Genomic DNA, 13,270 nt, shown 5'->3' with positions numbered 1-13,270 from the left:
GCCTACTCCGCCGCCGCCGCGCGCGAATGCGAACTACCGTGCGAGCTGATGTGCGTGCGGTCGAGATCGCGCGACAGCAGCCGTCCCGCGGCGCCCGATGCTCGGCTGACCAGTTCCATGTAGCCCTTGGTCACCCGCGAAAAGTGATTGTAGATGATGACGGCCGGGATCGCAGCGACGAGACCGATCGCGGTCGCAAGCAGCGCTTCGGCGATGCCGGGCGCCACCACGGCGAGGTTCGTGGTCTGCGATTTCGAAATGCCGATAAAACTGTTCATGATGCCCCAGACCGTACCGAACAGGCCGACAAAGGGCGACGTCGCGCCGATGGTCGCCAACAGCCCCATGCCGAGCCGGATCCGACGCGCCTCGGCGCGCACGATTTCCGAAAAGCTCGACGCGGCGCGCTCCTTGATGCCGGCGTCGCTCGAGATGCCCGCCGATAGCCGCGCCTCGCGCATCGCTGCCGCAAGGAAGGACGACAGTACGCTGCCCTTGGCGCCCAGCGCGAATTGCGCTTCCGCCAGCGACCTCGCGTCGGCGATCTTGGCGAGCGCCCTGCGCAGCTTGCGCTGAACGACCGCCAATTCGAACATCTTCGCGATGAAGACGGTCCAGGTCACGAGCGAGGCAAAGGCGAGACCGATCATCACGGCCTTCACCACAACGTCGGCATCCTTGTACATGGACCACGGCGACAATTCGCGCGGCGCAACCGTCGTTGCCTTCAACGAGGTGCCTTCTCGCCCGGCCGGCGCGGCGGTCGCGTCTGAGCTTGCGGTTGGTGCAACCGGCGCGGCGGCTGCCGTCGGCTGAGCCGGCTGGGTTGCCTGGACCGGCGCCGCTGGGGCTTGCGAAACCGCGGGCGCCTGTTGAACCGGGGACGCAGGCGGCGCTGCGGGTGCGACATTCTGCTGGGCCCAGGATGGCGCCGCCAGCGACAGCATGGCCAGCGCCGAGATCACAGCCAATGTCGTCGCGCGAGAAAGAGACATATTCATACTTAGGCCCAGTAGCGGATAAGGTTATGATAGATACCGGTCAATTTGACCGTTTCAGGGTCGTCTCGCCCAGGCCGCTCCACCAGGGCCGGGATCGAATATCGAGATCGAAGATCGGGCTGCGGGCGTAGCCATCCCGTATCATGCTCTGCAGCCAGAAAAAAGCGCCCCCGCATACCTCGTGTGACCGGCGTGACCAGATGCAAACGAGACGCAGGATAACGCACGAACTCCCCGGCCGCGAGCTGATTTCGTGGGAACCTCAGGGGTTCTCCGCCACCAGCTCACCGCCATCATATTCCTCCCGTCCGACAGGACATGCCGCTGACGAAATTCAGTTCGCGGCAGCCGACGTGCGGCGGACAATCCTGCGCCGTAGGTACCCAGCGAAAATTTTGCGGTCAACGCGGTTGGGGCAAGACGTCGCTTGAATCCATCCAGATCAAAACGATTCTAATTTGCGGTCCGTTCGACAGCCATGAATGAGATTGCGAGCCACGCCGTCGCCATCGCCGATCCTCACGCGTGCGCTGCCGCAACCTTTCCAATTGTTTAGGATTCTCAAGCGCTCGTGCATGTACGCCCCGAGGGCGCCGAGACAATATCTGTCTCCGCAGGGAACCGTTCTGGGTGCCATTGCCTGTTTTCCGAAACACGTAGGTCGGCATGTCGAGATCACGCACCATCCGTTGGGTCTTGTTGGTCGCAGCGATTGCCGGGCTGGGCTATTTGGGCTGGCAGCGATTCCACGGCGAGGAACACCCGGCGCAGGCTGACGGGAAGCGCGCGCCGGCCCGCACCGCCGTCCCCGTCAAGACCGCCCCGGTCGAGAAGGCCGATTTTCCGGTCTATCTGACCGGGCTTGGCACCGTGCAAGGTTTCAACACCGTCGTAGTGCGCAGCCGCGTCGACGGCCAGATCAATCGAATTGCGTTTCAGGAAGGCCAGTTCGTCAAGGAGGGCGATACCCTGGCCGAGATCGATCCGCGGCCGTTCCAGGCCGTGCTCGATCAGGCCAAGGCCAAGAAGGCGCAGGACGCAGCCAATCTTGCCAATGCCAGTCTCGACCTGCAGCGCTCTACCAGGCTCGGCGAATTCGCGACCCGGCAACAGACCGATACGCAGCGCTCGACCGTCGCGCAACTGACGGCGCAGGTTGAGGCCGACACGGCAGCGATCTCCAACGCCCAAACCCAGCTTGATTACGCCACCGTCAAGGCACCGATTTCCGGTATCGCCGGGCTGCGCCAGGTCGATGTCGGCAATATCGTCAACGCCGCAACCCAGACCGGCATCGTCACCATTGCCCAGATCGAGCCGATCGCGGTGATCTTTACCGCGCCGGAGGACCAGTTGCCGGATATCAAGGCAGCGCTGGCCACCGGTTCTCCCAAAGTGATCGCTCTTTCCACCGACGGCAAGCGGGAGCTGTCCACCGGCACGCTCTCGCTGATCAACAACCAGGTCGACACCTCGAGCGGGACGATCAGGCTCAAGGCGGTATTCGACAACAAGGATCACGCGTTGTGGCCCGGCCAGTCGGTTTCGACGCGGCTGCTCGTTGCGACACTGAAAGACGCCACCGTGATTCCGGATGACGCTGTTCAGCATGGCGCCGACGGTCTCTACGCCTACGCGGTCAACCAGGACAACAAGGCCGAGCTCCGCAAGATCAAGGTGACGCGCTCGATCGACGGCCGCTCGGTAGTCGATGAGGGACTTTCGCTCAGCGAGCAGGTGATCACGGCAGGTCAATTCAAGGTTCAGCCCGGCTCGCTCGTGACCACGGCGATCGCCAGTTCCGATCCGGCCCAAGCCAAGGTTGCCCAGGAATGAGCGGCGGAATCTCCGCGCCCTTCATTCGCTACCCGATCGGCACCTCGCTGATGATGGCGGGCATCATGTTCGTCGGCCTCGTCGCCTACCCGCTGTTGCCCGTCGCCCCCCTGCCGCAAGTCGACTTCCCGACCATCCAGGTCACCGCCAACCTGCCGGGCGGCAGCCCGGAAACCATGGCCTCGTCGGTGGCGCAACCGCTTGAGCGCCAGTTCGCGCAGATTCCGGGCGTCGCGCAGATGACGTCTACGAGCTATCTCGGTACGACCGCAGTCAACATCCAGTTCGATCTCAACCGCTCGATCGACGCGGCCGCCAACGACGTGCAGGCCGCGATCAATGCGGCCAGCGGCCAGTTGCCGAAAAACCTCCCCTCGCCCCCGATCTATCGCAAGGTCAACCCGGCGGATTCGCCGATCCTGATCATGGCGGCGACTTCGGACACGCTGCCGCTCACGACCGTCAGCGACTCCGTGGACGCCCAGCTCGCGCAGCAGATCAGCCAGATCTCAGGCGTCGCCCAGGTCATCATCGGAGGCCAGCAGAAGCCGGCGATCCGCATTCAGATCGACCCGGCGAAACTCGTCGCCAAGGGCCTGTCACTGGAGGACGTGCGCAGCCAGATCGCGATCACGACCGTTGACAGCCCCAAGGGCAATATCGACGGCGAGCGGCGTGCTTACACCATTTACGCCAATGATCAGCTAACGGATTCCAAGGACTGGAACGACGTCATCATCGCCTATCGCAATGGCGGTCCGTTGCGGATCCGCGATATCGGCCAGGCCGTCACCGGCCCGGAGGACGCCAAGCAGGCGGCTTGGGCCAACGGCAAGCGCGGCGTATTCCTGGTGATATTCAAGCAGCCCGGCGCCAACGTCATCGAGACCGTCGACCAGATCAAGGGGACGCTGCCCCGGCTACTCGCTGCGCTCCCACCGGCTATCAAGGTCGAGGTGATGAGTGATCGCACCACGACGATCCGTGCCGCGGTCGAGGACGTCCAATTCACCATGCTGCTCACGATCGCGCTGGTCGTGATGGTGATATTCATCTTCCTGCGCAATTTCTGGGCGACGGTAATCCCGGCGGTGACGGTGCCATTGGCGCTGCTTGGCGCCTGCGCGCTGATGTGGGTGTGCGGCTATTCGCTCGACAATCTCTCGCTGATGGCGCTCACCATTGCCGTCGGCTTCGTGGTCGACGACGCCATCGTGATGCTGGAGAACATTACGCGATACATCGAGCAAGGCGAAAAACCGCTGGCCGCTGCCTTCAAGGGCGCCAGCGAAATCGGCTTCACGATCGTGTCGATCAGCATCTCGCTGATCGCGGTGCTGATCCCGCTACTGCTGATGGGCGGCATCATCGGCCGGCTGTTCCGCGAATTCGCGGTGGTCCTCGCAATGACCATCTTCGTGTCGATGATCGTGTCGCTGACGCTGACGCCGATGATGGCCTCGCGCTTCCTGCGCGCGCATGGCGAGGTCAGACACGGCCGGTTCTATCAACGGAGCGAGCGCGCCTTCGATGCGATGCTGCACTTCTACGAGCGCGGCCTCGATCTCGCGCTGCGCTGGAAGTTGACGACCCTGATGATCTTCTTCGCCACGCTCGGTCTGTCGGTCTATCTGTTCGTGATCATCCCGAAGGGCTTCTTCCCGCAGCAGGACAATGGCCTGATCACCGCCACGTCGGAAGCCAGCCAGGACATCTCATTCGCCGACATGAAGCGTCGTCAGGAGCAACTCGGAAGGATCGTGCAGGCCGACCCTGATGTGGCCTCGGTCGCGATGGCGATCGGCGGCACCGGACGTGCTGGCAATAACGGCAATCTCTACATCACGCTGAAGCCGCGCGACGAGCGCAAGGCATCCGCGCAGCAGATCATCGCGCGCCTGCGTCCGCAGCTCGAGAAAGTCGATGGCGCCCGTCTCTATATGCAGGCGGCCCAGGACGTTCGCCTCGGCGGCCGGCCGACCCGAACCCAGTTCGAATTCACGCTGCAGGACGCCAATTTGGCCGAGCTGAACGAATGGGCGCCCAAAATCCTGGCCAAGATGCAGACGCTGCCGCAGCTTCGCGATGTTGCGACCGACCAGCAGACCAACGGCACCACGCTCGAGCTGAAAATCAACCGCGACACAGCCGCGCGTTACGGCATCCAGCCGCAACTGATCGACGACACGCTGTATGACGCGTTCGGCCAGCGCCAGGTGACGCAGTACTTTACGCAGCTCAACACCTACAAGGTGGTGCTCGAAGTGCTGCCGGAATTGCAGGGCAGCCTCGACACCCTGAACAAGATCTACCTGAAATCGCCAATCACCGGCGACCAGGTGCCACTTTCGACCTTTGCCACCTGGACCAGCGTGCCGGTGCGGCCGCTGTCGATCAGCCATCAGGGCCAATTCCCGGCAACCACGATCAGCTTCAATCTCGCGCAGGGCGTGGCACTGGGCCAGGCGACCAACGCAATTCAACAAGCGATGGTCGAACTCGGCGCGCCGACGACGCTCAATTCGAGCTTCCAGGGCACGGCGCAGGCATTCCAGCAATCGCTCGGCACGGTGCCGCTGTTGATTCTCGCAGCGCTCGTGGTGGTGTACCTGATCCTCGGCATTCTCTACGAAAGCTACATCCACCCGCTCACGATTCTATCCACGCTGCCGTCCGCGGGCGTCGGTGCGCTCGCCATCCTGATGCTGTTCGGATTCGATTTCAGCCTGATTGCCCTGATCGGGATCGTGCTTCTCATCGGCATCGTGAAGAAGAACGGCATCATGATGGTCGATTTTGCGATCACGGCCGAACGCGACGAGCGTCTGGAGCCGGAAGCCGCGATCCGCAAGGCGGCGCTACTGCGATTCCGCCCCATTATGATGACGACCATGGCGGCGATGCTCGGCGGCGTACCGCTGATGCTCGGTACCGGCACGGGATCGGAAATTCGTCAGCCGCTCGGCTATGCCATGGTCGGCGGCCTGCTCGTCAGCCAGGCGCTGACGCTGTTCACGACGCCGGTAGTCTATCTCTATCTCGACCGGCTTTCGAACGCGTTTGCCCGCTGGAGCCGTTCGACCGGTTCGCACCATGAGCATCCGGACGCACACGGCCCGGTCAAGCAAGCGGCCGAATGACTTGACTTTGCCCGGCAACCGACACATCCGGAGGTAGTGTTTCACTTCGGAGCTGGTTCAGTGAAAATTCCAATCAAATTAGTGGTTGTTGCCGCGGCGCTATTCGGCATGTGCGGCCATGGCCAAGCCCAGGCGCTCAAGACCAAGAATGCTGCGCCCGCGGCGCAGGCACCGCCAGCTCCCGCCGCCGGCCCGGCCGAGGGCGCCAATACGCCCGCGCCTCCCGGCTGGGTTGCGCGGTGCAGCAGCGCCAACCGCGGCGCGCCACTCGAATGCGCGATCGAGCAAAGCGCCGTTCTGACCAAGACCGGTCAGTTGATCGTGCTGATCAATATCCGCGTATCGGCCGAAACCCGCACACCAGTCGGCATCGTGCAATTGCCGCTCGGGCTCAACCTGCCGGCCGGAGCCAAGCTTCAGGTCGACGACGGCATGACGTCCGACCTGCAGGTTCAGACCTGCGAGGCGCGCGGCTGCTACGCCAACACCCAGATTTCGCCTGACATGCTGGCCGCGTTGCAATCCGGCAAGCAGTTGAAGGTCTCGTTCCAGAATATGGCCAAGGAAACGATTACGATTCCGATGCCGCTGACGGATTTCGCCGCGGCGTATGAGAAGATCAAGTAGGCCCCCTCGTTCCACTCGTCATTGCAATGACGGCAACTACTGTCGCGCCATCTCCGCGGCACCCACGCCCTCGCCATCCAGCTTTTGGTCGGCATGCATGTCGACCGTCACCTTCAGCAACCGACCGGTGAATTCGAACCGCGGCAAGCGCCGCCCGCGCCACCCTGCAATTCGTTGGAAAATGCCCCTCCTTCCACGCTTGCCAAGGCCCGGACCGAGCGAGTAGAACGACGCACCAGCGAGAGCGGCGATTTGCAAAATCCCGCTCCAGCCGATTGCCCGAACATCCTTGTAAGACATTGATGTTATTGAGCAATTCTTGGGGAATGGTGTAACGGTAGCACAACAGACTCTGACTCTGTTTGTCTTGGTTCGAATCCAGGTTCCCCAGCCAGACTCGGCAATCCCACCAACGATTTGATCCGAACGGGCTTTTCGCCGCAGGCGATGGACCGTCCAGTTGGTCGTGAACCACATTCGTGGACCACGCTCGCCTATCTCGCCGGTTGGGCAGCCTCAACGGCCCTTCATGCATGCGACTGTTCCGGTCGGATAAAGCCCCGCGGAAGTTGAGAGACCACAGAAAGCCGATCGGGTCGCAACTGGGCACCTTAGGGAGATCGCGCATTTCCAAGGGTTTGGAATAGCGTTTGTCGCCACCAATCGCTTTCGATCTGATCGAGCACGGCGAGATCGAGCATGGGCCGCAATGTGCTGCCTTTCGGCAGCACGATCGCATAGCTCTCGCTGCTGAAGCTGGTGTCGACAACACGAACCGAGGCCGAGAAGTCTTTCCGTGCGACCCAGGTCAGAAGCGGCTTGTCATGGACGAAGGCATCGATCGTGCCACGGCTCAATGCAGATAGGCCGCTTTGAAGGTCTGGAAACGCTCGAAAGGAAAGCTGCTGACGAGTGAGGTAGTCGGTCGTAGCAGAGTTGGCGACGGCGCCGACGCGCACGGATCGCAGGTCGTTGAAGCCGTGAACGGCGCCTTCGAGCCCTCGGCGCGTGAGCGTGGAGGTGATGCCTGCGGTGAACACGGCTATGGCGATAACGGAAGCGATCATCCACCCGGTTGCGACGATCCGCCCTGGAAGCGTTGCTGGCGCATTCTGGGCGGCGCCTGCCTGTGTCATGGCAATGGTCGACCACCAAAGCTGGAGCCGAGCCCCTTGGCTCCCCCGCCGAAATGTTCCGTTTTCCGCCGTTCCAACAGCCAAATAAGGAAGCCGACCGCCATCGCAAAACAAAGCAGTACCGTGACAGCCTGGAAGAACCCGAAGGAAAGAAGCGCCCTCCCGATCGACACCCAGGCACTTTCATGGATCGGCACCGCAATCCCGAGTCCGGTGTTGTAGAAGGGTTGGGTAAAATCGACGCTGCGTGCGCGCGCAGCGGTCACAGTTACCGCTGCAACACCAGCGTCGAGGGTGCCCTTCGCGATTTCATCCAGCAGATCCTGCACGTTCTGGGTCTCGACCAGGCGAAAGCGTAGATGCGCTCCAGCAGCGATCTTTCTCCAGAGTTCGATGCTGATACCGCTCCAATTCCCGTCCGGCTGCTTCATCGCGAAGGGCGGCGCTTCCTTGGTCGCCACTACCAACTCTCTGTCAGGGATTGTGCCTTGGGCTCGAACCGCGCCGCAGCCGAGTGCAAGCGCCGCCAGCAACAGAAGGCATAGCAGGACCGGTCGAAGTGACGAGATCGCTGGTTCGCCTTGCGAGCCCCGATCTCGCTGCTCAAAACGTCTAACGGATTCTTGAGCGATATCCAGCCGGTCAGATGCGTCGTAGTGCGAGACTGCAGGAGATTCCTCGAACGAACTCATAGCGGACCTCAATTATCGAGATCGACCGACGAAAGCATTGCTATTTGGCGGCATTTCGTCTGCTGGCGGGGCGCCGACCAGCTGGCCCATTGCGGAACCTGCACGGCGGCACCTCCGGGACTCTACGTAGGGGCTCGCCCCTAAGGCATGGAGCGAAATTGCCGAGTTTGTTTGTTGTGTTTACCGTTAGGCCATCCATCGCTCAGGAGATGGCCCATGCGCACCGACTCGTTACTGAGGGTAGGTCATCCGCTTCCCTCAGGCATGCGGTCCAGCAATCCGTGGAGTTTGATCATGGCAATTTGCCACGATGCTAACCCCAATCCTCCCCGTCCTCCTTCCGGCCATGAGCATGAGAAAGCGATGCCATGGCTTCACGACGAAACGCCATTTACCTGCGAGTTCTGCGCGATCTCGTTACACTTGAGAAGGGAGGCTGCGGAACGATGTCAGAGGCTCCCGATAAGGCTTGGAACGGCTTGCTCAAACTTCAAGAAGTAAGCGAAGTCGTGCATACCCCTGAGTGACGGGATCTCCAACCGAGTGCTCACCCGGCAGCCACCACCGGCAACTCCGCAATCATGCGAATGCCCGGCCGTCTCCGCCAATGAATTTGTGACGGGTCAACCGCCAGCTTCAGGTCGGGCCAGCGTGTGAACAGTGCCTGCAGCGCGCAGATTCCTTCGATCCGTGCGAGCTGGTGGCCGAGGCAGAAATGAATTCCGGTCCCGAACGCGAGATGCCGGTTCGGCCGCCGCTCGAGATCGAGGCGTTCTGGGTGCGCGTTCGCCTGCGGGTCCAGATTGGCCGCGACGATCATCGCCATGACCCGGTCACCCTTCTTCAATTTCACGCCCTCGAGATCGACGTCATGGCGCACATAGCGCGGCTTCGAAAATTGCACCGGCGAGACGAAGCGCAGGAATTCCTCGACGGCGAGCCCTGCGCGGCTCCAGTCGGCGGCCAGCCAATCGCTGCGTGCCGGATCCTTCAGCAGTTCGAAAACCGATCCGCTGATCAGATGTGTCGTCGTCTCGGAGCCGGCGCCGAGCAGCAGAAACATCATGGAGACCATTTCGTCCGGCGTGATGCGCCCGCCCTCCTTTTCGACGCGTAGCAACTCGGCGATCAATCCTTCGCCGCCTTCCTCGCGAGCCGCCTGAAGACGTTCCTGCAGGTAGCGGCGCATCTTGAAGAGCCCGCCGATCAGCCGCAGAAAGCCGAAGGCATTGGTGAGATGCGCCATCGAATTGGCCCAGGCGATGAACTTCGGCCGGTCCGCCGGCGGCAGGCCGAGCAGCTCACAAATCACCGCAAGCGGCAGCATCCGCGCATAACGCTGCACGACGTCGGCCGGGCTACCGGCCGCAAACAATTCGTCGGCGAGGCGATCGGCGATAGCGCGGATGTGAGGTTCCATATCGAGCACGGCGCGGCGGCGGAACGCCTCGTCGACGATGTCGCGCAGCCGCGTGTGGTCCGGCTCATCCATCGTCAGCATATTGTTGGCGACTGCGCCGACCATTCTCGGCATCCACCAGGGTAGCCCGACCAACGCCCCGCCCTCCTTGCGCAGCGTAAACGTGGTGCTGTCCTTCAGCACATGCGCTGCCGCCTCGTAGGTCGTGGTGACCCAGACCCGGCCTATGATCGGGAACCGCGTGAAGACGACAGGAGCGGAAGATCGCAGCAACGCCACGCCTGCCCCGGGATCGCGAAAAAACGCTTCGCTGGTGAAATCGAACCGCGCTGCCATCAGCGAATCCTGGGCTGTTGCACTGACACCAACATGGTGCGCGGCGCCGCGAGCGCAAGGCTCCGTCGAGAGCGGCTCGTTCTTGGGATCGGAACGCGCAAGCCGTCTGCAAGATTCCCGATACGAAGTCCCGATTATCTCTTTCGCTTCTTCTTGGGTGTGCTGGCCGTCTTCCTGGCAACGTGCAGGTCAAACGGTGTCTGCGCGATGAACTCCGGGTTGCTCTTGCCCACCAGCGATAATTTCGGCGTCTGGTCAGGCGGCATCTTCGACCCGATCGCCGTGTGAAAACGTCGGTACGATCCGCTGAACGTCCCACCGTTCCATACGATCTTCAACGTTCCGGTAAACAGGGGCCGTTGAACGTACCGTCCAGCGAAAGCTGGTTGTCCTGACAGCCTGAAATCAACAGCACCGACGCCTTTACGCCGCCGAGCGTCTCCGCCAGATTGCGTTTTTCGAGAATTGGATTGTAAAAATCCTTGTGGTTTTGGTAAACGCGCAACGCTACTTCGTTCGGCATGGCGCGGTATACGGGTGGCGGTCCCGACCTCGCCATGGCGGCATAGTGCACGGCCTTGCTGACGCTGCCGCTGTGACAACTGTCCGAGAGCAGCAATATCCGTACGCCTGACGCGAACGCCCCCCACGCCGAGTAGAGTTCGTCGTCGATCAACTGACCGTCGTACAGGCACCACGTCTCATCCTGACCGTCCGGCTCGTCGGCGTTGAGGTCCGGCGTCTGCCCGCCATGTCCGGAATATGTCAGAAAGAAAAAATCGCCCGATTTGAGGCTCTTGGCTGCATCAGCGATGCCATCCAGCACCGCCTTGCGCGTCGCCTTCTTGGTAAGCAGTTTCTCAGTGGCAAATCCTTGCGATCCGGCAAGGTCTGCCATGTCGTTGGCGTCGGCCTCACAAGCGTTGAGCGGGCCGCTCCAGCCCTCGTAGTGCTGCGGGTCCACCGAGTTCAGCCCGATATGTAGCGAAATCCCTTTGGTCATAACCAATCCTCCATGCGAAATGATGATCGCCGAGCTGGCACCTCCGGCGCCTCGAATGAACGACTATCGACGTGACCCGGTTACGCGCTTTTTCCTTTTCCCGCTCCGGCGCCCCATCTTGCCTGCTTTCGCTTTGCCGGTCCGTGCTGCTCCTGTCTCGGCTCCGGCGCCTGTCGCGGCAACAGCCTTGCCCCGATCACCCCACGGCAACGGGTGTTTGAGGATATCCTTCTGTCCGACTAGGTTCGGCGTCTGGTTATACTTCAGCCGATGCAGCTTCTTGGTTACGAGATCATTGAGCTCGTGAAAGGAAAGATTGGCGCCTCGATCGCGGTGTTCGCGCAGCACCTTCGCCATGCAATAGGTGTACGCGCCGTAAGACGTCGCGCCATCCCTGTACTCGTAGGAAAACTCCTGCTCCTGGCAGGCCTCGAGCAGAATCGGCAGATAGGGCCCGGAATGCTCAAGCTCCCTGCGCGTCCTGTCATATTCATCGTTAGGCTTGGTGCGAAGCGTCATCGCCCGCCCCAACCTTCGCGTCGCGCCGTTGCGACCCAGATACTCCGCGCCGATCTTCTTGTCCGCGAGGCTCGGATTCAGTTTCGGAAAATCCCGCGGCACCCACATCCTCTCGTCTTTGTCCCATCGCAACGCACGATGCCGGATGTCATCCGGCGGCGTGAGCCCGCGAATACGCGGACCGCCATCGCGCGTCAGGCCACCCGAATGGCAGCAATCGAACATCGCGATGAAGTAGCATCCGTAGGGAAGTTGCGAGTACATTTCGCAGAACTGCTTGTCGAGAATCGCGCGCGACGGCGACCAGTCAAAGTCGTGCGGCACGAGGCATTCGTCGACATGGTCCGGCTCGCCCTTCACGTTATATCCGGGGATCTGGGCGCCGTGCCCCGAATAGAACAGCAAGCGCTCGTCCTCGCCGCGAACGCCGTCCAGTAACCAATGCAGGCGATCCATGATTCCTGCGGCCGTCGCACGGTCGTCGAGCACGACGCGAATATCCTCCGCATCGAACCCGCTCTCCTGCAACACTGAACTCATCAGGAATACGTCATTCACGCATCCCTCGAGGACGTCCTCGGGGTTGGGATAACTGTTGATTCCGATCAGAAGCGCGCGACGATCGGGCGGACGGGCCGTCTTGGCTACGGCGCGCGACACGGCGGCGAAGGCCCGCGATGGTTCGGCGCCGACGATTTCTCGCCATACGCTTGCAAGCGCATTTGCGTGACTGAGGTACCATGTCGCGTTGTGATTCAGCACATCGTTGGGGATATCGAATTGCTCGATGACCTGCACGAAATTGTCGGCGGCGATCTTGAGCGGAGAGGTCATCACGCGATCGTCGGGATTGAACAGGTGGTACCATTTCCGACCGGACACGGCTTCGATGCGGCCCGCGAAGACATCCCGCACCGCCGGATTTCCTATCTGAGAACCGAAGCTGACAAAGACTCTGTCTTTTATCTCTTTTGGGTTGCGCACGAAGGTGTCGTAACAGATCAACGAGCCGAGGCTGTGCGCAAGAACGACATCGTAGGATCTGGAGTCCATCTTCGCGAGCACCACCTCGCGCAATTTCCCGCGCAACTCGGCGTCGGTGGACCATTGGGCCACCATACCCGCCGTCCATTTGACGATATCCGGCACGTCCGCAATGCCGCGCGGGCGAGCGAAATAGATCGCCTATACCGTGGATGATGCTGCTGGCAAGCAGCTTGCTCAATGCGACGGCGTAGGTCTCCAGCTTCAGCTCCGCCTCGTCGAACAGTTCGTCGTATTCGAGAAAGTCGATCTTGGGCTCCAATTCCGGGTCGCAGGCGTGCACCGCGGTGGTGATGGCCTTGGTCCAGGAGGACTGAAACTGCGGATCAATCTCCGAGTGGCTTACGCCATGGACGCAAAGCATGGTGAGCTGCTTGCTCATGGAAACAACCTTTGGATGGCAATATCAAGAATGCAATCCAAGCATGTTTTCATACCCGCGACGCAAGTCAAGCCGCATGTTCACAAATCAAACGGATTTGCCGACGCGCACGCTTGCATCGCAGCAGAGGAAGC

9 protein-coding genes, 1 tRNA gene and 1 pseudogene are annotated in these 13,270 nt (G+C 61.5%); 4 read left to right on the top strand and 7 right to left on the bottom strand.

Going from position 1 to position 13,270, the window contains the following annotated elements; translation table 11 throughout:
• Positions 1-2 precede the first annotated feature (2 nt).
• Together exbB and V1273_RS14490 are read right to left on the bottom strand one after the other, a co-directional pair.
• Positions 3-1,001, bottom strand: a complete 999-nt coding sequence (gene exbB, locus V1273_RS14495; RefSeq protein ID WP_334368283.1) for a tonB-system energizer ExbB — start codon at positions 999-1,001, stop codon at positions 3-5.
• A gap of 2 nt (positions 1,002-1,003) precedes the next feature.
• Positions 1,004-1,305 (bottom strand): annotated as a pseudogene (locus tag V1273_RS14490) (PKHD-type hydroxylase); the annotation flags it as partial.
• Positions 1,306-1,667: 362 nt separating this feature from the next.
• On the opposite strand from V1273_RS14490, the gene V1273_RS14485 reads away from it, so the two are divergent.
• The 4 genes from V1273_RS14485 (at position 1,668) to V1273_RS14470 (ending at position 6,998) form a co-directional block, all read left to right on the top strand.
• Positions 1,668-2,837: an efflux RND transporter periplasmic adaptor subunit gene (locus V1273_RS14485; protein ID WP_334410029.1), complete on the top strand. Its 1,170-nt coding sequence runs from the start codon at positions 1,668-1,670 to the stop codon at positions 2,835-2,837.
• On the top strand, positions 2,834-5,977 hold the full coding sequence (locus V1273_RS14480; RefSeq protein ID WP_334368281.1) for a multidrug efflux RND transporter permease subunit: 3,144 nt from the start codon (positions 2,834-2,836) through the stop codon (positions 5,975-5,977). The genes V1273_RS14485 and V1273_RS14480 overlap by 4 nt, the downstream gene beginning before the upstream one ends.
• Positions 5,978-6,037: 60 nt before the next feature.
• Positions 6,038-6,604 carry an invasion associated locus B family protein gene (locus V1273_RS14475; RefSeq protein ID WP_442894090.1) on the top strand — a complete coding sequence of 189 codons (567 nt, stop codon included), beginning with the start codon at positions 6,038-6,040 and terminating at the stop codon, positions 6,602-6,604.
• 320 nt (positions 6,605-6,924) lie between these two features.
• Positions 6,925-6,998 (top strand) — tRNA-Gln (locus tag V1273_RS14470).
• A 217-nt stretch (positions 6,999-7,215) separates the two neighbouring features.
• Here V1273_RS14470 and V1273_RS14465 read toward each other — a convergent pair.
• The 5 genes from V1273_RS14465 to V1273_RS14445 all read right to left on the bottom strand — a co-directional run bounded on the left by V1273_RS14465 (position 7,216) and on the right by V1273_RS14445 (position 12,859).
• Positions 7,216-7,740, bottom strand: coding sequence for a transporter substrate-binding domain-containing protein (locus V1273_RS14465; RefSeq protein WP_334410028.1), 525 nt, complete (start codon positions 7,738-7,740; stop codon positions 7,216-7,218).
• Positions 7,737-8,432, bottom strand: coding sequence for a transporter substrate-binding domain-containing protein (locus V1273_RS14460; protein WP_334410027.1), 696 nt, complete (start codon positions 8,430-8,432; stop codon positions 7,737-7,739). Before V1273_RS14460 ends, V1273_RS14465 begins: the two co-directional genes overlap by 4 nt.
• A 547-nt stretch (positions 8,433-8,979) precedes the next feature.
• On the bottom strand, positions 8,980-10,188 hold the full coding sequence (locus tag V1273_RS14455) for a cytochrome P450 (protein WP_334410026.1): 1,209 nt from the start codon (positions 10,186-10,188) through the stop codon (positions 8,980-8,982).
• 334 nt (positions 10,189-10,522) lie between these two features.
• Positions 10,523-11,191, bottom strand: coding sequence for a caspase family protein (locus V1273_RS14450; protein WP_334410025.1), 669 nt, complete (start codon positions 11,189-11,191; stop codon positions 10,523-10,525).
• 63 nt (positions 11,192-11,254) lie between these two features.
• A complete protein-coding gene (locus tag V1273_RS14445; RefSeq protein ID WP_334410024.1) occupies positions 11,255-12,859 on the bottom strand; it encodes a caspase family protein in 1,605 nt (534 codons plus the stop codon).
• Positions 12,860-13,270 lie beyond the last annotated feature (411 nt).

It is taken from the genome of Bradyrhizobium sp. AZCC 1721, assembly GCF_036924715.1.
Classification (GTDB): domain Bacteria; phylum Pseudomonadota; class Alphaproteobacteria; order Rhizobiales; family Xanthobacteraceae; genus Bradyrhizobium.
This window is presented reverse-complemented; position numbering and strand designations above follow the sequence as displayed.

Bases quoted from the DNA above. Each gene is read 5' to 3' on its own strand.
- V1273_RS14465 (WP_334410028.1), bottom strand. From the start codon at position 7,740: ATGACACAGGCAGGCGCCGCCCAGAATGCGCCAGCAACGCTTCCAGGG.
- exbB (WP_334368283.1), bottom strand. From the start codon at position 1,001: ATGAATATGTCTCTTTCTCGCGCGACGACATTGGCTGTGATCTCGGCG.
- V1273_RS14460 (WP_334410027.1), bottom strand. From the start codon at position 8,432: ATGAGTTCGTTCGAGGAATCTCCTGCAGTCTCGCACTACGACGCATCT.
- V1273_RS14485 (WP_334410029.1), top strand. From the start codon at position 1,668: ATGTCGAGATCACGCACCATCCGTTGGGTCTTGTTGGTCGCAGCGATT.
- V1273_RS14455 (WP_334410026.1), bottom strand. From the start codon at position 10,188: ATGGCAGCGCGGTTCGATTTCACCAGCGAAGCGTTTTTTCGCGATCCC.
- V1273_RS14450 (WP_334410025.1), bottom strand. From the start codon at position 11,191: ATGACCAAAGGGATTTCGCTACATATCGGGCTGAACTCGGTGGACCCG.
- V1273_RS14480 (WP_334368281.1), top strand. From the start codon at position 2,834: ATGAGCGGCGGAATCTCCGCGCCCTTCATTCGCTACCCGATCGGCACC.